At 41.0% G+C, this 17759-nt stretch carries 18 protein-coding genes; 9 read left to right on the top strand and 9 right to left on the bottom strand.

The window, feature by feature from the left end; translation table 11 throughout:
* On the bottom strand, positions 1-705 hold the full coding sequence (minC, locus tag ACMVDV_RS19715) for a septum site-determining protein MinC (RefSeq protein WP_304180285.1): 705 nt from the start codon (positions 703-705) through the stop codon (positions 1-3).
* A gap of 169 nt (positions 706-874) precedes the next feature.
* Between minC and ACMVDV_RS19710 the strand changes: the two genes are divergently transcribed.
* Together ACMVDV_RS19710 and ACMVDV_RS19705 are read left to right on the top strand one after the other, a co-directional pair.
* Positions 875-1156, top strand: a complete 282-nt coding sequence (locus tag ACMVDV_RS19710) for a YcgL domain-containing protein (protein WP_304180283.1) — start codon at positions 875-877, stop codon at positions 1154-1156.
* A gap of 4 nt (positions 1157-1160) precedes the next feature.
* On the top strand, positions 1161-2177 hold the full coding sequence (locus ACMVDV_RS19705; RefSeq protein WP_416159768.1) for a lytic murein transglycosylase: 1017 nt from the start codon (positions 1161-1163) through the stop codon (positions 2175-2177).
* A gap of 592 nt (positions 2178-2769) precedes the next feature.
* On the opposite strand, the gene ACMVDV_RS19700 is transcribed toward ACMVDV_RS19705, so the two are convergent.
* The gene (locus tag ACMVDV_RS19700; RefSeq protein ID WP_416159341.1) at positions 2770-3342 is read right to left on the bottom strand and encodes a hypothetical protein; all 573 of its coding nucleotides are present in this window, start codon (positions 3340-3342) and stop codon (positions 2770-2772) included.
* Positions 3343-3460: 118 nt separating this feature from the next.
* On the opposite strand from ACMVDV_RS19700, the gene ACMVDV_RS19695 reads away from it, so the two are divergent.
* The gene (locus ACMVDV_RS19695; RefSeq protein ID WP_416159340.1) at positions 3461-3589 is read left to right on the top strand and encodes a hypothetical protein; all 129 of its coding nucleotides are present in this window, start codon (positions 3461-3463) and stop codon (positions 3587-3589) included.
* Here ACMVDV_RS19695 and ACMVDV_RS19690 read toward each other — a convergent pair.
* The 3 genes from ACMVDV_RS19690 to ACMVDV_RS19680 form a co-directional block, all read right to left on the bottom strand.
* Positions 3586-4014 carry a hypothetical protein gene (locus ACMVDV_RS19690; protein ID WP_416159339.1) on the bottom strand — a complete coding sequence of 143 codons (429 nt, stop codon included), beginning with the start codon at positions 4012-4014 and terminating at the stop codon, positions 3586-3588. The genes ACMVDV_RS19695 and ACMVDV_RS19690 overlap by 4 nt on opposite strands.
* Before the next feature lie 138 nt (positions 4015-4152).
* Positions 4153-4353 carry a hypothetical protein gene (locus ACMVDV_RS19685; RefSeq protein ID WP_416159338.1) on the bottom strand — a complete coding sequence of 67 codons (201 nt, stop codon included), beginning with the start codon at positions 4351-4353 and terminating at the stop codon, positions 4153-4155.
* 409 nt (positions 4354-4762) lie between these two features.
* Entirely contained in the window at positions 4763-5371 is a 609-nt protein-coding gene (locus tag ACMVDV_RS19680; RefSeq protein WP_416159337.1) for a TetR/AcrR family transcriptional regulator, read from the bottom strand.
* Between the two features lie 94 nt (positions 5372-5465).
* Here ACMVDV_RS19680 and ACMVDV_RS19675 point away from each other — a divergent pair, with 94 nt between their 5' ends.
* Together ACMVDV_RS19675 and ACMVDV_RS19670 are read left to right on the top strand one after the other, a co-directional pair.
* The gene (locus ACMVDV_RS19675) at positions 5466-6347 is read left to right on the top strand and encodes an SDR family oxidoreductase (RefSeq protein ID WP_149980236.1); all 882 of its coding nucleotides are present in this window, start codon (positions 5466-5468) and stop codon (positions 6345-6347) included.
* Between the two features lie 279 nt (positions 6348-6626).
* Positions 6627-7661 (top strand): IS110 family transposase, encoded by a 1035-nt coding sequence (locus tag ACMVDV_RS19670; protein WP_416157821.1) that lies wholly within the window; start codon positions 6627-6629, stop codon positions 7659-7661.
* 311 nt (positions 7662-7972) lie between these two features.
* On the opposite strand, the gene ACMVDV_RS19665 is transcribed toward ACMVDV_RS19670, so the two are convergent.
* Positions 7973-8515 carry a GbsR/MarR family transcriptional regulator gene (locus tag ACMVDV_RS19665; RefSeq protein WP_182761049.1) on the bottom strand — a complete coding sequence of 181 codons (543 nt, stop codon included), beginning with the start codon at positions 8513-8515 and terminating at the stop codon, positions 7973-7975.
* 275 nt (positions 8516-8790) lie between these two features.
* Between ACMVDV_RS19665 and adhP the strand changes: the two genes are divergently transcribed.
* Complete coding sequence (gene adhP / locus ACMVDV_RS19660; protein ID WP_149980237.1) at positions 8791-9801, top strand: alcohol dehydrogenase AdhP; 1011 nt, start codon at positions 8791-8793, stop codon at positions 9799-9801.
* A gap of 45 nt (positions 9802-9846) precedes the next feature.
* On the opposite strand, the gene ACMVDV_RS19655 is transcribed toward adhP, so the two are convergent.
* Positions 9847-12270, bottom strand: coding sequence for a TonB-dependent receptor (locus ACMVDV_RS19655; RefSeq protein ID WP_416159336.1), 2424 nt, complete (start codon positions 12268-12270; stop codon positions 9847-9849).
* 208 nt (positions 12271-12478) lie between these two features.
* On the bottom strand, positions 12479-13747 hold the full coding sequence (locus tag ACMVDV_RS19650) for an amidohydrolase family protein (protein WP_416159335.1): 1269 nt from the start codon (positions 13745-13747) through the stop codon (positions 12479-12481).
* A gap of 146 nt (positions 13748-13893) precedes the next feature.
* Between ACMVDV_RS19650 and ACMVDV_RS19645 the strand changes: the two genes are divergently transcribed.
* The 3 genes from ACMVDV_RS19645 to ACMVDV_RS19635 all read left to right on the top strand — a co-directional run bounded on the left by ACMVDV_RS19645 (position 13894) and on the right by ACMVDV_RS19635 (position 16945).
* The gene (locus ACMVDV_RS19645; protein WP_416159334.1) at positions 13894-15708 is read left to right on the top strand and encodes a DUF885 domain-containing protein; all 1815 of its coding nucleotides are present in this window, start codon (positions 13894-13896) and stop codon (positions 15706-15708) included.
* Positions 15709-15917: 209 nt separating this feature from the next.
* Complete coding sequence (locus tag ACMVDV_RS19640; protein ID WP_416159333.1) at positions 15918-16439, top strand: YcgN family cysteine cluster protein; 522 nt, start codon at positions 15918-15920, stop codon at positions 16437-16439.
* Positions 16439-16945, top strand: coding sequence for an RNA methyltransferase (locus ACMVDV_RS19635; protein ID WP_416159332.1), 507 nt, complete (start codon positions 16439-16441; stop codon positions 16943-16945). The genes ACMVDV_RS19640 and ACMVDV_RS19635 overlap by 1 nt, the downstream gene beginning before the upstream one ends.
* 21 nt (positions 16946-16966) lie before the next feature.
* Here ACMVDV_RS19635 and ACMVDV_RS19630 read toward each other — a convergent pair whose 3' ends face one another.
* Entirely contained in the window at positions 16967-17725 is a 759-nt protein-coding gene (locus tag ACMVDV_RS19630) for a hypothetical protein (protein WP_416159331.1), read from the bottom strand.
* Between the last annotated feature and the right edge of the window lie 34 nt (positions 17726-17759).

Here is a 17759-nt window from a genome sequence, read left to right as displayed (position 1 = left end):
TTATCCTTTAACCAAAGCTGAAATTTCTAATGATTCATTTTTTTGTTGGATTTGTGCCGCGTTGCCCCAGAACTCGCCTTGCAGAGAGTCGCTGATCCAGTAATTGCCATTAATAGAAACAAGTTCTGCTTCTAGTTTCTGGCAAAAAATACGGGCTTCGTTATAACCTTGTGCGCCTGCAATTGCACGGCCACGTAATGTGCCATAAATATGTACATTGCCATCAGCAATGACTTCTGCACCATGGCTTACCGCACCAAAGACAATTAAATCACGGTCTTTTGCATACACTTGCTGACCAGAGCGAACGGTGCCATTGATAACTTGGGCAGGTAAGTAAACTGTTTTCTCAACAATAGATGTATTACTCTGCTTTGTAACAGTTTCACTCTTAACGTCTTGTGAATAATTTAAAACTGACAGCCCAGCGGCTTTAGCTTGCGCATGTTGCTCGTCTGAGCCATTACATACACCCACAGCATTAAAATTCATTCGTTCTATTAATGATTTTAAATGTACAAAATCAACAAGATTGTTTTTTATCTCAATTAAATTTACAACAATAGGCGCACCCTCAAAAAAACGAGGGGCTTGGGCTATTTTTGTATAGAGTTGTTCTGCTAAAAGATTAATATCAGTACTATACAGATGTAAAACTGATAACGTAAAAAGATTCCCTTTTAGCTCAAAAGTTTGGTCCGACATACACGCTCAATTGAATAGTGTGATCAGAAATCAATTTTAGATAAACGCAGGCTGAATAAGGCCTGTGTTTATATGGATAAGGTGAAATTTCTAATCTAATTTTTCTAACTTATTATGACTCTCATGTTATAGTGTGCAGCACTGTTAAGCAAGATTTTATAGGGTCATAATGCTGACTGCGGTATATAAAAGTAACAAAAAAGCGGATACCTTCCTTTTTGTCGAAAAAAGAGATGATTTTAGTAAGGTACCGCAACCTTTAATGGCAATGTTTGGTAAACCACATTATGTAATGCTAATAAATTTAGCAAAACGGGTGCAGTTAGGCGCGGCTGATTTAGATTTAGTTAAGCAAGCGTTAACAGATAATGGGTTCTACTTGCAAATACCCCCACCACAAGCAAACTTATTAGCTGAGCACAGAAAACAAAATGGAGTTGAAAGTGACTAAACATATAATGACAAAATTGGCTGCAATTTTATGTAGTGCCTGTATCAGCACATCGGCACTGGCCAAGACTCAAGCACAGTTTGACGAATATGTTGCAGGCTTAAAACAAGAAGCTGCGCAAAAAGGCTACGATAGCCAGTTAATTGAAGATGCCTTTGCTACAGCACACTTTAAAGAAAAAGTAATTTCAGCAGATAAAAATCAGCCTGAAGTTAAAGAAACCCTCGAAACCTACTTACCAAAACGGGTGCCGCAATGGAAAATTGATCGCGCACGTAAGCTATATGCTGAAAATAAAGATATTTTGGAACAAGTTGCTGCTGAGTTTGGCGTGCAAGCACGTTTTATTGTTGCGTTGTGGGGCCTTGAAAGTAACTTTGGTAAAATCCAAGGTGGCCACAATGTTATTTCATCGGTAGTAACACTGGCTTTTGATGGCCGCCGTGAAACCATGTACAAAAATCAATTATGGGCCGCACTGGATATCCTCAAAGAAGGGCATATCACCTTAGACAAATTTAAAGGCTCATGGGCCGGTGCGATGGGACAAACGCAATTTATGCCAACCTCATTTAACGCCTACGCGGTAGATTATGATAAGGATGGCCGCAAAGATATTTGGACCACCCAAGCCGATGCCTTTGCATCAATAGCTAATTATTTAAAACAGGCCGGTTGGAATGACGAGCTAACGTGGGGCCGTCAGGTGCAATTACCTGATGGTTTTGATCAAAGCTATGTATTACAACGTGGCACAAAAACACGCACTCAGTGGCTTGAATATTGGGCCAAATCAGAACGTTCTTTAGCTGATTGGCAAGCTTTAGGTGTGCGTAAAATGGATGGTACTGATTTACCTAATGTTGATGTAACCGCAGCATTAGTAATGCCTGATGATATGGGCGGCAGAATGTACTTAGCTTATGATAACTACAAAGCGCTAATGCATTGGAATCGCTCATACTACTTTGCCACCAGCGTGGGTTATTTATCGGATCGCATTGGTTATCCAGCGATTTAATAAATAATTAGGTGCTAGGCAACTAGGTTCTAGGGGCGTTTGTTGTAGGCGCGAGTTTATCTCGCGCTTTGGTTGTAAAACATACAAACTAGCCAGAAGCGGTAAGTTTTAAGCTGTAAGAACGGCGTTAAAATTGGCTACGTAGGTTGGGTAGAGTGCAACGAAACCCAACGAAAAATACCCTATCAGTATGCATTCAGGCTCAGCATTAACAAGTGCTTTTTATATTTTAATTCGCATTGTGTTTAAAATCCTTTAAGTAATTTATTCACAAAGATGTCAAGAGGTGCTGCGCTTTAAGAGAAGATATAAGCTAGCTCGAAGTAGTAAGCTTTAAGCGGTAAGTTCAGCGTTAAAATTGGCTACAAGGTTGGGTTGAGTGCAACGGACCCAACGGAAAAATCTCCCTTAAATCTGCATCAAGATAATATATACGGCGCTAGGTAACTAGCTGTGTCTGTTGTAGGCGCGAGTTTATCTCGTGTTTTGGTTGGTATATTTTTGTTTAAGAGATATTTGGAGCAATATTCATTACGGGAGATGAACCGCCCATTGTACTTCTTGCTAATAAAAAGAGCATGGCGGCTGGAGGTTAGAAACCTCCGGCTACCTGATAAGATGAACATTCGTTGATGACCGCTAGCCCCAAGTCTATATTAGCTACAATATAACCATATTCTTTTTTTGATAGACTGCCTTTTTTGTACTCATTCTTAGCAAGCTCGTGATCCCACGACTTCCCACAAGGTGCTGAAGGAATAGTAGTATCAATCGCTAGCAAATACTCTTTCTCTTTTTCTAGACTGTGTCCTTTTTTAATAACACTTTTTGCGCAAAGGCTTAATGCATATTCAACGGCGAATTTGTCCACGCTTGGCAAACCCACAAATTCCACATCGCACCCTAAAATACGATTGCCTGAATTGTCCTTGTAATACAGTTTTCCCGTTGTGCACGCCGGCAGCATAAAAATTGCTGCGATAAGAATAAAATACTTGAGATTCAAATCCATTTCTCGTTCATCCAACGAGGCTGTAGAATAACTCGTTTTTGATTTATTTTTATTGATTGCATTAACCATAGCCGAGTTGCTATTTTGATTCAATCGATAACTGAGTTTCATGTTAAATATAAAAAGAGGGCTTGGTGTTGTTTTAATTGGCATTTTGCAAGGTATTACAGGTGTTTGAGTGGCTGATTTGAGGGGGAAGGGCTCAAAAAAGGAATTAACATTGCGCTAGGCAATGACTATGTAGCTTTACAAGGGTTAGCGGCACTGAGATATGTTTGGACTAATATTCGTAATGGAAGGTGAACCGCCCATTGCACTTCCTGCTAATAAAAAGCGCATGATGGGTGGTGTGGGGGCTGAAGGTTTGAGACCTCCGGCTACTCGATTAGGTGCGGGTTAATACTTTGTAGCTTTTGTTAGGTGAGCACCATTACCTTTAGTAATCTTTAATATTTCGCAGGTTATTCTATAAAATTTAGGAAATATCCCAGGAATATTTGTATATGATCCGTGATCATTTAAAGATCTTATATTAGGAAACTCATCCCAACGTTTACTTTCGGTGATGTAATTATTTGCAGCTTTTTGTGTTTTGAAATTATACTCATTATAAATAGCCATATAATTTTTTATTTGAACCATTTCAGGTTCGGATAGGCTGTATTCAACAAGTAAACTTTCGTAATCAAATGCTTTGATTTTTTCTTGTAATTCAGAAGACGTTTTTGACACATCACCAGCATGTTCAGACAACCAATTATCCATAAAGTCAGGATCACTTGCAGAGCCACCGAACGCCTCGCAAAAGTCTTGAGAATCACTCATTATTATACTCCGAAATATGGTGATGCTAAAAGCACCTAACGCCCGCAACACAGGGCAATTTGAAGCGCGGCGTAAAATTGATCCGCGTGCTTACGCTTGTTATGTAATATTAAGTTGAAAAACCCAACCAATTATCATTCAAATCAAACTGATTGAAGTAGCCGCCACCATTAGCAATCCAAACTGACCCCAGTTGCCATCAAAATCACAAAGAATTAGAACATCATTGTTAGCTTTTATCTTGAAATACTTTGGCTCTCCCTCCATGTCATACTGCAGAGACACTTCATCAGTTGCTATCACAGTGAAGCCTGTAAGCTCACCCTCAAGATCAAACATACATAACAATTTATAGTGCGCGAAGGGCGGAGCTTTCTGCTCCGACCACACTCATATGTATACTTTACACAGTTTTAACAAATTAGCTAAGATATTACTGTTATTAAGTTTTCTAAAATCTTTAAGTAAAGCTAAATGGAACAATATACGCGCGTCGCTCATATCCTTGAATATCTGAGCAAACAACGTTTGACTACTTAATTAGCTATTATCAATAGCCAGTTATTGCTCGCAGTCGAACTTCGTTAGAGCACTATGAGTTCAACCGAGCTTTGCTATGAATATCAAATTCGACACTAACCAAAATAAATATACATACTGATGCGAATTATTGTGCTGATTTGAGTCATAAAGTTCTCTTTTCAACCTTTGTTGAAAAAATGTCTTAAAACTGAACGAGCTGGCGTAGTCATTCCAGCACAGAAAAAGCGACTAATAATATCTTTTTCACCGTTTCAGGGGCCACACCTCGAGCTAGTTGTGTCGATGCATTGCTTAGCTGCGCGTCAATATAAGTAGCAGCAAATTCCGATGACATGTCCACAGAAAACTCTCCCTTAGTCTTTGAACGCTCTACCCATTTCTTGAAAAAAACTAATCCCTGCTTTTCAAGAAAATCTATTTGCGCTTGTGTTTCTTTTCCCAAATGTACTCGTGATTCGCGCATTTTTATAAAAAGACAGCCATTTGGAGATTCATCATGACAATTAACTGAAGTGGCAAACGATATAAGGTTATCAAGGGCCTCTTTAAATGGAACGTCACTATTTAGCATCTGCTGCACAGGCTCTAACACTTGCTCCTGATACCTAATCAGGACAGCTTTCATCAAGCCATCTTCATTAGAAAATTCACGGTAAAGACCAGGTTTAGATACACCCGATCTTCTGCAAATTTCATTAAGGGATAAATTACCTATATTGTCTTTCCAGTAAGAATCCATTGCCACATCTAAAACATGATCGCGATCTAAGGTCTTTGGACGCCCTCTAACGGGCTTAACTGTATTTGAATTCATTTAGTACCACTCGGTATTTTAATTTGACAGGCTGTTCTTTACGGTTTATTGTACCGGCTGGTATTTAATTAGGCAAAGCAAATAGGAAAGAATAATGAACGAAACACAAAAAAGCATCGTTATCACAGGTAGCAGCAGTGGATTTGGTCAAAAGTCAGTAAAAGATTTTGCTGATAAAGGCTATCTAGTGTTCGCTACTATGCGCGGCCCTGAAGGCAAAAACGCTGCAGTTAAAGCCGAATTAGAAGCGTATAGCGATTCTATTCAGGTTGTTGATATGGATGTTACTAACGACGATTCTGTCAAAACCGCCATTGCGAGTGTGCTAGATAAAGCGGGAAAAATTGATGTGTTACTAAACAATGCTGGTGTAATGTATCTTGGCATTACAGAAGCATTTAGCATTGATCAAGCTCGCGAGCAGATGGAAACCAACTACTATGGCGCTATGCGTACTATTCTGGCAGTTTTGCCTGCGATGCGTGAAGCTAAGTCTGGCCTGATCATCAACACCTCATCAATGGTTGGCCAAATTTCAGCGCCGTATTTCTCTACTTACGCAGCGACAAAACATGCTTTAGAAGGCTACCTCCAAGGTTTACGCTACGAAGTAGCACCATTCGGCATCGATGTCGCCATCGTACAACCAGGGCCATTCCCTACAGGTCTAAGTGCATCAGGACAACAACCATCACGCACAGACATACTGGACAGCTACGGTGAATTGGCAAACATTCCTGCCGCTATGTTCGAGGAATTCGGTAAATTTATGCAGAGCGATCAAGCGCCTAATCCACAAATGGTGGTAGATGCCTATTTAGCGCTAGCAGACATGCCTAAAGGTAAACGCCCAACACGCACAGCAGTTGGTTTAGTTTGGGGTGTAGATGAAATAAACGCAGCTAAACAACCTATCCAAGATCGTGTTTTGACAGAAATGCAACTAGACAAGGTGCTAGGTGGTGCTGACGTATAATTTTAGTCATCAGGGGGCAAGTTGTTTTTGCCCCTTTGGTTATCAAGTTACAATTAAATGAATTATTTATCTGCGAGCTTACAGGCACAACTTATCTTTTTATTCACCATTGAGCACACAAAGGCGCTTCGCGCTGCACAGAGTAAAAATTTTTGGACTTTTATTTACTTCTTGCTGAACTCTGTGGTTAAATTTTTTTAGAACCTAGATGTATGGACTCCCTCTCCCTGAGGAGGTACGGTTTTAATCCGACAAAAGATTAACCAAAGGAGTCCATACATGAAAGATACTAATATATTGGCTATTGATTTAGCAAAAAATGTTTTTCAAGTCTGCAAGCGAGATCCAAAAGGTAAAATCCTCTTCAACCGAGAGCTTAGCCGAGCAAAGCTAAAAGAGCTGCTTGCTAAGCAGCCACGCTCAGTGGTGGCGATGGAAGCGTGTGGTAGTGCGCAATATTGGGCTAGGCTAGCACGTGCTCTTGGTCACGAAGTCAAAGTCATTTCCGCAAGAACAGTTAAGCCTTTCCAAACTAAGCAAAAAACGGATCGTAATGATGCTTTAGCTATCGCAATCGCCGCTTCTCAAGAGCATATCCATGGTGCTCGTGTGCAATCTGCCGAAGAGCAGGCTCTGCAATCATTGGAGCGAGCTCGTCATTTAGCAAAGACACATCAAATAGCACAGAGTAATCAAATCAGGGGCTTACTTGGAGAGTTTGGTATTATTGTGCCACCAAGCTTATCCCAGCTCCGTAAGCACATTCCTTTTATTCTGGAAGACGCTGAAAATAGCTTGCCTCAGTCTTTTCGTGAAACACTGAATTATTTATGGCAGCACTTGCTACAGCAAATCGAACATGTTGCCATTTTGGAACGCCAGCTCGAAGACGCGGTAAAATATGATACTACCTGTCAAAAGTTGATGAAGTTAGAGGGTGTCGGCCCCATCGGTGCTTTAGGGCTAGCGGTGCGTTTAGGTCAGGGTGAGAATTTTACCAACGGTCGTGAAGCATCAGCAAATATAGGGTTAACGCCAAAGCAACATAGTTCAGGTGGTAAAGAACGTATTGGACATATTTCAAAGCGTAATGCAGATAAGCGACTTCGTTCCACTCTTTTTCAAGGAGCGCTTTCTGTTATCACTCAAGTGAGTAAACGTCCAGCTAGAACAAGCAAAGAGCGTTGGCTACAAGCCTTAGTTGAGAGAAGAGGCAAAAAAATCGCAGCGGTTGCTTTAGCAAACAAAACGGTGAGAACCGCGTATGCGATATTAAAGAATGACACGGAATATCAGCCAATCTCATTGGTTTGATATTCCATGTTGAATCAGCAAAGAGCGATGTAAAGCAGGTAAGACCGACCAATAGAAGCAAGTTAGGTCCAAAGGCACTTTAGATGCCGCTTCCTAGAATTTGCCTATTGGTGCGAGTACATTTTAGGGCGAGGTAGCTCCTCAATAAAGCCCGTATATAAGCACGCATCTATACTTGTTTTTAAAGACAGTTCTTTGTTGATTTACTTAGGGAGTCCATATAAGAACCTAGAACCTAGAACCTAGAACCTAGAACCTAGAACCTAGAACCATAAAGCTCGCTAACTTTACTCTCGTCCCTCGCTAACTCTTCATTTCTTCAATATCTTATCTTTAAAATCGAGTACTTTACCAATACCAGAGCCGAGCTTCATTAAGCTTTGTAGTTGCTCTGGGCTTAAACGCTGTAGTTCTGAAGACCACTTAGTGACGGTTTCGAGTAGATCATGAATTTCATGCATTTGTTGTTGGGCAAACTTTTCATCGTCGGTGGTTGCAGGCTCTAACAAATTATCTCTGAGTAAACTGAGAGTAGGGTCAATCTCACGCTTTTTACGTTCCTCGAATACGCGATTTGCCATATCCCAAATAGTACCTGCAGGGGCGTAATATTCTTTTCTGTCACCTGGAATATGCTGCACTTTTATTAAACGCCAAGATTGCAGTTCTTTGATCCCCATGCTGACATTACCACGAGAAATGCTTAAGGCATCGGCGATTTCGTTTGCTGTCATTGGCTCTTTGGTGATGATCAATAAACCACACATTTGGCCAATGGTGCGATTAAAACCCCAACGACTACCCATTTCGCCACAGTGCATTACAAAGGCAAAGTTCTTATCTGATAATGTCATTGCTTCTCAAGTTTCAATAAATAATGAAATTAATGCTAGCACGCTGAATATGTTTAGCAAGATTTACTGAGCAATACGCTGAATTTTCCTTGGCTGAAGCAAGCCTATGGGATTATGTGCTGGTACTAATAGTCGTTCAGAACAAGTTATATCACTAAAGTTTGATTTAGATTAATTTTTGCTCACCTAGAGTCGCGTAAGGTGTACACTAATTTACGACAACTAATTTCTTAACAACTATTCAATAACAACTTCGCAACAACAAGGAACGAGCAATGAAAGCAGCCGTTAATAGTACTTACAAAGGCAAATTAGAAATTTCAGATTTACCCATTCCAACCGTTGGAGTCAATGATGTTTTAGTTAAAATAGCCGCATGTGGTGTGTGCCATACTGATTTACATGCCTGTCATGGTGATTGGCCAGTAAAGCCTAAAATGCCGCTAGTTCCGGGGCATGAAGGTGTAGGAGTGATCGAACAACTGGGTAGCAATATTACTCATTTAGAAATTGGCGATCGCGTTGGCATTCCTTGGCTATACAGTGCCTGTGGTCATTGTGAATTTTGTTTAGAAGGGAAAGAGACTTTATGTCTTTCACAGCATAATACCGGTTATTCAGTTGATGGCAGTTACGCTGAATATTGTTTAGCCGATGGCAACTATGTTGTAAAGATCCCTGAAGGCCTAGGGTTCTCAGAAGCTGCGCCATTATTTTGTGCCGGTGTTACAACCTATAAAGCACTCAAAGTGTCAGGGGCTAAGCCAGGACAATGGGTCGCTATTGTTGGTGTAGGTGGGCTTGGGCATCTTGCGGTGCAATATGCAAAGGCAATGGGTTTTAATGTAATTGCAGTTGATACCGGTGTTGAAAAACTGGCTTTAGCAAAAGAGTTAGGTGCAGATATCACCTTGGACTTTAAAGAATGTGTACCGAGTGAGGCTATATTCGAACAGGTAGGGGGCGCACATGCTGTGGTATGTACCGCGGTATCCAAGCCGGGCTTTGAACAAGCTTATAAGAGTGTTCGCCGTGGTGGAAAATGCGTGTTAGTTGGCCTGCCTCCAGAAGATATGCCGTTGCCGATTTTTGATACTGTACTCAATGGCGTTTCTGTTGTTGGCTCAATTGTTGGCACACGTAGAGATTTACAAGAATGTTTAGAGTTTGCTGCACAGGGCAAAGTTAAAGCAATTATTGAAGAAAAACGGCTTGAAGATATCAATGACATATTTGACGATATGCTCAAAGGTGAGATCAATGGCCGTATAGTCGTCACTATGTAAACGTAAAAAAGCGCACAAACATTTTGTGCGCTTTTTTTCATTACTTTAAAGCTTATAACTTAAGGTTAATTTAGCATTACGTTCTTCGCCTGGCATACCACCCAAAAACATGGCTTTTGAATAATACACTTTATTAAACAGGTTGTTTAAGTTTAGCTGTAAGCCCCATTTATCAGTGTTATAACTCAGTGCAGCATCATAAATAGTATAGCTTGGTACATAACCATCAGGGATGCCGAATGATGACGAGTTAGTACTGCGATCATCAACATACTTTACGCCTGCACTTAATTTTAGTGGCTGGGCTAGTTCAAACCACTGAGCACTGTATGTTAACCATGTGCTTGCTGTTACATAAGGCACACCTTTTTGACGGGTATCAAAGCTATCTGAATTTGGATTTTTCTGATCACGAGCATCTTGGTAAACACCATTGATATTGACCTTCCACTGCTCATTTAAATAGGCATTTAAATCAAGCTCAACACCGCGGGTTTTTTCTTCACCATCAAAGAAGCTTTCAGGAATTGCTGGATCAGGTTTCGTGTCATCAAACGCTGGGTTTGCATACTCTAAGTTAGTTCGCGCGGTATCAAATACCACTAACGAAGCGAGTAGTTGATCATCAAAGGCTTTTACTCTAATACCTAAATCAGTACTAAGAGACTCAGCATCTTCACGGTCAGCCTCATTGCCTGCAACAGAGCCTAAAACGCTGTACGCAGTGCGACCCTTCGAATGGTTTATGAAGATAGACAAGTCATCGCTTGGTTTGTAGGTCGCACCTAAATTATAGGTTAAACCGTTATCTGAGGTACTTGCTTCTGGCGTTGCTGCAGCGGCGCTGGCGCGGTAACGCGCATCAACACCTAAATGTTCATATTTTTGGGTAATTTCGTTGTACGCAACACCAATACGAGTTGTGAAGGTGTCATTGATATAAGCAACATGTTGCAGTCCTAAGCCCCATGCTTGCACTTTTTTACTATAGTTACTGGTTTTTAGCGGATCATAGTCGCTAAATTGCCCGTCTGGCCAAACCGGTGTACGGATATCTAGAATATAGGGTAAAGAGCCTTGATAGGTTATATCGCCATTTTTATCTTTTAGGCTGTAGTCTTTATCCCAAATAGAGTATTGCGTAAAACGGATATCACGGTCTTCGTAGTTTGCATTGACTAAGAATTCGTTTTCTATATCACCTAAACTAAAGTCATAGCGTAGATCTGCAAAGTATTGCCATGACTTTTCATCGGCCTCTACTTGGCGATATTCTTGGCGCCGTGCTGCAAATGGATAAAGTACATCATCTACAACCAATGGTGCGCGTGGAGCTGCATTAATGACATATTTACCTTTATCTTTTCGTTTCCAATAAACATAATTATAGGCGCCGGTTTGACGTGCAAAACTTGACTCATAATTACGGTACTGTAACTGTTGATTTAAAAATAAATTGTCAGTTATATAGTAATTATGAGTGAGTTTAAAACGCAGTTCTTCACCTTCATTATCTTTTGCCATGGGTGAGATAATACCGCGATGGCCAAATTTATACGGTGTTAAACCATCAGATGCTGCAAGTGAATTAGCTAATTGTTGGCGCTGTGCATCAGATAATTGCAGCCCTGCAGAGGTTGGATCATTGACTAAATCATCCGCCGTCACTTGGCTGGCGGTTTTGCCATTTACCGACTGCGCATTATAAATACGGATCGGATGGCCAATTGAATCAACTGCAATCGCATCTTTGATATAAGCGGCTGAGATCATAATATTTTGGCGGTCATTGAACACATATTTTAATGCGCCGTAGATTTCATCGCGGTCATCTTTTAAATCACGGTAACCATCACTGCGGGCTGTTTTTGCATTAACTCTGTATGCTAGATTTTCGGTAATTGCATTAGTGCTATCAATTGATAATGAATAGGTATTCCATTGACCAATTTCAGCTTGTACGTTGTGCTGCTCTGTAAACTGTGGCTTTTTTTCAATCAAGTTAATAACGCCACCTGCGCTGCCCATGCCATATAAACCAGTGGCGGGGCCTTTTAATACTTCTACGGCTTCCACATTGGTGAGTGATCGAGTTGGATTAAAGGTGTTACCTAGGCCCGCACCGCCATACATACCATCATAAGTATAATTTGCACCAAGGCCACGGATCACTAAATTGTCGCCAATTCCGTAGTTATTACCGGCTTGGGTTACACCACTGATATTACGCGCTAAGTCTTGTAAATTATCTACGCCTTGCGAGTTGATAAGTTCTTGGTCAACTACCACGATCGGCGCTGGCGTTTCCATTAACGACATATCAGATTTTGTTGCTAAACCTGAGTTTAATACTACATGATTTTGCTTTTGATAAACCGTGATGCGTTCAAGATCGGATTGTTCGGCCGCAGTTGCATTATATGCTGTTAAGCAGGCTAGGGTAATTAGAGAGAATTTATGGGTTGTCATAGTCATTACCATTAAAAAATTTTCGCAATGATAATGGGTTGCATTTGTATTTCAAGTGTTAATTACCTAAAAAAGGCAATTATTTAAATTTAACCTAGGCTGCTTACTTTTTGTTTTCAAGTTATTAATGCATTATCAACGTATTTAGTAAGCAGTTAGTTTAACCCTTGCTTAATAGCGGAGTTAGCTTAACGCTAACCCCACACATTTATTTATAAGTAACACCTGCTTTCATCACAAATGCGATGTTTTCCAGCAAGGTTATGTCTTGCAGTGGATTTCCTTTGACTGCGATGATATCTGCGGCAAAGCCTGTTTTAATTTGGCCTAGTTGGTTTTCAACTTTTAACAGTTTAGCGCCATTGATAGTGGCTGCCTGAATTGCCTGTAGTGGCGTCATGCCAAATTCAACCATCCGAGAAAACTGTTTTGCATTATCACCATGTGGGTAAATGGCAGCATCGGTACCAAATACCATATTTACGCCCGCTTTTACGGCACGGCTAAAGCTGTCGCGTTGCTTTTTAGATACTTGGCGCTCTTTTGCGAGGTTTTCTTCGGCTACACCATTTTGCTCACCAAACGTGAGGGTATATTCAGTGTTATAAATGTCCATTGAGAACCAAGTGCCATGTTTTTTTGCCAGTGCAATGGCTTCATCATCAACAAAACTGACATGTTCAACACTGTCTACACCTGCGACAATGGCCGCTTTAATCCCACTTGTGCCGTGTGCATGAGCCGCAACAGTTAAGCCGCGCATATGTGCTTCATCAACAATCGCATTCATTTCATCTTGACTGTATTGTTGAATACCGACTTTTGTGCCTTTTGAAAAAACGCCACCTGTGGCACAAAATTTAATGACACTGGCACCGTATTTGATGTTCTCACGGACTTTTTCGCGCACCGCCCAAGGACCATTGGCCACGCCTTCAGCGGTGTATTTCATTTCAGGTGGGAGGCGATTGTTGTCACAGTGACCACCGGTTACCCCCAATGATGGGCCAGCAGCCCAAATACGCGGGCCAATAATATCGCCAGCATTAATACCATCGCGTACTGCAATAACACTGTAACCTTCAGCACCGACATTACGTAATGTGGTAAATCCAGCCATTAACGTTTTTTCAGCAAAATAGGCCGCTTTGATTGCTTTGCGTGGGATTGATTGACCAATGCGCTCGCTGCGCGGTACGGTTGGATCGCTGGTTAAATGCACATGCATATCCATTAAGCCCGGCACAAGCGTAAGCTCGGGAAGTTCAATATGCTGATCACCGGTTTGCAGCTGCGGTGCTTTACCTTTCGTTATTTTAGTAATAATACCGTCATCGATTTGAATCAGTGGGGCATTAATTAACTTGCCATTATTAACATCAAGCATTGCTTTGGCACTAATGTAAGTTGTTGCGTGGGCACTAAAAGCACTGGCAAACAGCATGCTGAGTGAGGCAGAGAATGATAATTTATTCATTTATTTTCTAATTTTTGATTATTTAATATGGCAATGTAGCAAGCTGTTTTTCGGCTGTAAACAAAACGCGCTCAGTATCGTATTTTCTTTATTTAGCGGCAGGAAAGTCGCATAATCGTTGTTAATACTTACACTCAGGGAAAATTATGAATAAATTTAAGTTAACCTTGCTTGTTGCTGGCGTACTTAGCGCATTAGCTGCATGTTCGACTACAACTAATAACAATGAACCTACCCGAACAACAACACTTGCAGCAACCACAAATACCGCGAGCCAACAATTAAATACACTGGTTGAGCAGTACTTTGTTGAGTCGTTACAATTTTCACCGCTGAGCGCAACCTATATCGGCTATAGTCAATATAATAACCAATTTACAGCGCCAAGTACTGCGCAAAACCGAGCCACACAACAGACTTTTTATCAAGATTATCAACAGCGTTTAGCTGCAATTGATAAGCAGCAATTAACGGGTCAAGCATTACTAAGTTACGAAATACTCGAACGCGATTTAGCGTTAACAATTGCAGGTTTTCAATTCCCAAGTTACTTATTACCAATTAACCAAATGTCAGGCGCGCACAATACGTTTGCCGGCTTTGGCTCAGCACAAAGTGCGCAACCATTTGCAACTTTTCAAGACTACGAAAATTTCATAAGTCGAGCCCAAGGATTTGTTACTTGGCTAGCATCGGTACAAGATGCTATGCGCCAAGGCATAGAGCAAGGGATTGTATTACCAAAACCACTGGCTGAAAAATTATTACCACAGTTTCAAGCGCACATAGTTACTAGTGCGGAACAATCACTTTTTTACAGCCCGATAAAGCAGCTGCCAGCTGATTTCAGCGCTGAGCAAAAGCAACAACTCACTAAGCAGTACAGTGCCCTTATCATGGACCAATTAGTGCCTGCATATGTAAAAATGAGTGAATTTTTAGCCACTACGTATATTCCCAATAGTCGTGACTCTGTAGGCTACAGTGATTTACCAAATGGTAAGGCGTGGTATGAATATCAAATCAAGCAAAACACTACTTTGAGTTTGTCTGCTGATGAAATTCACGAAATTGGTTTACAAGAAGTTTCGCGTATCTTAAATGAAATGAAAACAGTGAAAGACACCGTTGGCTTCAAAGGTGATTTAAGTGAGTTTTTCGCCCATTTACGTGACTCGGATGAATTTTATTTTGACACACCAGAGCAATTAATCGCGGCATATGAAGCTGTGAAAACAAAAATCGATGCCCGCGTACCTAAATTATTTAACATTGTTCCCAAAGCTGATTATGTTGTGAAGGCAGTTGAAGATTTTCGTGCTGAATCTGCTGCTGGTGCATCTTATCAAGCACCTGCACCAGACGGCTCTCGACCTGGTATTTTTTATATCAATACCTTTAATTTAAAAGCGCAGCCTAAATTTTTACTAGAGACATTGTCTATTCACGAAGCCGCGCCTGGGCATCACTTTCAAATTGCCTTGCAGCAAGAAGTCGAATCATTACCTGAGTTTCGTAAATTTGGTGGTTACACTGTATTTGCCGAAGGCTGGGCTTTGTATGCCGAAAGTTTAGGTAAAGAGTTGGGCTTATTTACCGATCCGTATATGTGGTATGGCCGTTTAGCGGATGAGCAATTACGCGCTATGCGCTTAGTCCTTGATACAGGCTTTCATGCCAAAGGCTGGACTCGTCAGCAAGGGATCGACTATATGCTGGCTAATTCTTCAATGGCTTTGAGTGATGTTACCGCAGAAGTTGAGCGCTATATTGCTTGGCCTGGGCAAGCACTGTCATACAAGTTAGGGCAATTTAAGATTCAAGAATTGCGCGATTACTGCAAACAAGTTTTGGGTGATAAGTTCGATATTAAAGAGTTTCATACGCAAATATTGATTGATGGCGCACTGCCAATGCCAATCTTAGAAGCGAAAATAAAACGTTGGGTTGCAGCACAATAAGCCAATAGGACAGGGCTGTGTATGCAGCCCTTTTTGCAATTCGTAGCAGTGTTATAAAAGTAGTCCTCCCTCAAAATGCATTGCCGTGCGTAAATATGGCTGAATTTCAGTTATCAGTGCCCGTAAAATAAAAATAACTAATTTTATATTTCATAGCATCAATTTTGCTGTAACGCTGGCTTTGCGTTAAAATGCGCGCTCTATGGGGCATGAGAATAATTATGGTATCGGATAATTCGTCGGTTAAATTCTGGCAGACTAAAACGCTTGAGCAGATGACGCAAACTGAGTGGGAGGCTATCTGCGATGGCTGTGGTAAATGTTGCTTAAACACCTTTATTGATAGTGAAGATGAGGACGAGTTTAATGCCACAGATCAACTCAGAGAAGGTGAACAACTTATTTTCACCAATATTGCCTGTCAATATTTAGATAGCAACAGCTGTGGTTGTACTGAATATGCAAATCGACAAACATTGGTGCCAACCTGCGTTAAGTTAACCAAAGAGACTCTCAAAGATATCTTTTTTATGCCGCAAAGTTGCAGTTACCGGCGTTTGCATGAAGGGCGAGGGTTAGCTTCTTGGCATCCATTAAATAATAATGGTAGTAAAGAGCCGATGCATGCATTAGGCATTTCGACTCAAGGCAAAACAGTTAAAGATTGTGATGTTGCTTTAGATGATTTTGATTTGTATGAAGCTCAGTGGCCAACGATGGATTGCGACTAATGACAGCAAAAATTGGTTTGATCAACCCTAAAAGCCCAACCAATGTTGGCGCAGTATTACGTGCTGCAGGGTGCTATGGTGCTGAGCAAGTGTTCTTCACTGGCACGCGGTATTTAAACGCGCAAAAATTTCATACGGATACTAAAAATGTAGTAGAGCGTATTCCTTTAACCAGTGTTACCGACTTAGCAATGGCTAAACCTGACGGTGCAACGGTGGTGGTGATTGAATTAATTGAAGGGGCAACGCCACTGCCAGAATTTGTTCACCCAGAAAACGCATTTTACATTTTTGGTCCTGAAGATGGCTCTATTAGTAAAGATGTACTGAAATGGTGTGATGAAGTGGTGTATATCCCAACCATAGGTTGTATGAATTTAGCCGCAACCTGTAATGTGGTGCTATATGACCGCTTGGCGAAGCTCGGTGGCGTAGAAAGCTCTGATACAACAATAATTCAAAGCCGTGATACTAATAATAAAATGAAGTGGCAAAAAGTGCCTTAGCACTTTGTGTGTTTATTGCCGTTAAAATTGATAACTGGCACTTATAATGGGCCCATGGGTGATTGTTTGGTAGTTAAAGTAACTGCTATCTGCTTCATCCCCCGTGTCGTAGTCAACGTAAGTGCCTTTATATAATAAGGATACATCCCATTCATCACTTAAATGGTAACTTACGCCTACTTTTAGACTACCGGTCAACTTAGTAGTCGCAAGACCAAACCCGCCAATATCCCCTGATGAGCTAAGCAGCCAGTTGTTAGTGATTGATTTATCGATTTTAAAACCGAGAATAATATCAACCCAATCTTCATCTCTATCAACAAATGAGGTTTGCGGAAAATGATTAGTCTCAAGATTGAATTGATAGCTGTTATCCCAACGGCGCAGGCCCAGGTAGTTTATCCATTCACCCACATTTGGACTTGATTGTTTATAAGCAAGGGCGACCTGCATAACGCTTTGTCTAACTTGGGCATTTAATACTCCAAGTCTTGCTTGTTGGTGCGATTTGCTTCGATCTATATATCCCCAATCAGCCATTACTGCCCAATTGGATTGATGAAAAGCTGCAAACCGCAGCATAAAAGCACTGTCGAAATTGTTTAAAATAGTGTCAAAATCTACTGCCAATGGTGCGTCGACTGTGCCAATAGTTGAATTTCCATCAATACTTGTTAGCAGCAAATAAGGTTCAACTTTAAATTGCCACTGCTGAGCATAACTATAACTGCTGAACGCACAGGCCAATCCAAGCAACGGAGCGAGTAACTTTTGGCTCATATGAGTTCCTTATAAAAACACAGTCGGCAGAATT

This window comes from Pseudoalteromonas sp. ASV78, from assembly GCF_047806705.1.
Classification (GTDB): domain Bacteria; phylum Pseudomonadota; class Gammaproteobacteria; order Enterobacterales; family Alteromonadaceae; genus Pseudoalteromonas; species Pseudoalteromonas prydzensis_A.
The sequence above is the reverse complement of the archived record's forward strand: the minus strand, read 5'-3'. Positions and strand labels throughout refer to the sequence as shown.

What these genes read in the sequence shown, in the direction of transcription:
- minC (WP_304180285.1), bottom strand. Translation starts at nt 705, where the DNA reads ATGTCGGACCAAACTTTTGAGCTAAAAGGGAATCTTTTTACGTTATCA.
- ACMVDV_RS19690 (WP_416159339.1), bottom strand. Translation starts at nt 4,014, where the DNA reads ATGAGTGATTCTCAAGACTTTTGCGAGGCGTTCGGTGGCTCTGCAAGT.
- ACMVDV_RS19655 (WP_416159336.1), bottom strand. Translation starts at nt 12,270, where the DNA reads ATGACAACCCATAAATTCTCTCTAATTACCCTAGCCTGCTTAACAGCA.
- ACMVDV_RS19650 (WP_416159335.1), bottom strand. Translation starts at nt 13,747, where the DNA reads ATGAATAAATTATCATTCTCTGCCTCACTCAGCATGCTGTTTGCCAGT.
- ACMVDV_RS19635 (WP_416159332.1), top strand. Translation starts at nt 16,439, where the DNA reads ATGACAGCAAAAATTGGTTTGATCAACCCTAAAAGCCCAACCAATGTT.
- ACMVDV_RS19665 (WP_182761049.1), bottom strand. Translation starts at nt 8,515, where the DNA reads ATGACATTATCAGATAAGAACTTTGCCTTTGTAATGCACTGTGGCGAA.
- ACMVDV_RS19685 (WP_416159338.1), bottom strand. Translation starts at nt 4,353, where the DNA reads ATGTTTGATCTTGAGGGTGAGCTTACAGGCTTCACTGTGATAGCAACT.
- ACMVDV_RS19695 (WP_416159340.1), top strand. Translation starts at nt 3,461, where the DNA reads ATGTTTGGACTAATATTCGTAATGGAAGGTGAACCGCCCATTGCACTT.
- ACMVDV_RS19700 (WP_416159341.1), bottom strand. Translation starts at nt 3,342, where the DNA reads ATGCCAATTAAAACAACACCAAGCCCTCTTTTTATATTTAACATGAAA.
- ACMVDV_RS19670 (WP_416157821.1), top strand. Translation starts at nt 6,627, where the DNA reads ATGAAAGATACTAATATATTGGCTATTGATTTAGCAAAAAATGTTTTT.
- ACMVDV_RS19640 (WP_416159333.1), top strand. Translation starts at nt 15,918, where the DNA reads ATGAGAATAATTATGGTATCGGATAATTCGTCGGTTAAATTCTGGCAG.
- ACMVDV_RS19675 (WP_149980236.1), top strand. Translation starts at nt 5,466, where the DNA reads ATGAACGAAACACAAAAAAGCATCGTTATCACAGGTAGCAGCAGTGGA.
- ACMVDV_RS19645 (WP_416159334.1), top strand. Translation starts at nt 13,894, where the DNA reads ATGAATAAATTTAAGTTAACCTTGCTTGTTGCTGGCGTACTTAGCGCA.
- ACMVDV_RS19680 (WP_416159337.1), bottom strand. Translation starts at nt 5,371, where the DNA reads ATGAATTCAAATACAGTTAAGCCCGTTAGAGGGCGTCCAAAGACCTTA.
- ACMVDV_RS19710 (WP_304180283.1), top strand. Translation starts at nt 875, where the DNA reads ATGCTGACTGCGGTATATAAAAGTAACAAAAAAGCGGATACCTTCCTT.
- adhP (WP_149980237.1), top strand. Translation starts at nt 8,791, where the DNA reads ATGAAAGCAGCCGTTAATAGTACTTACAAAGGCAAATTAGAAATTTCA.
- ACMVDV_RS19630 (WP_416159331.1), bottom strand. Translation starts at nt 17,725, where the DNA reads ATGAGCCAAAAGTTACTCGCTCCGTTGCTTGGATTGGCCTGTGCGTTC.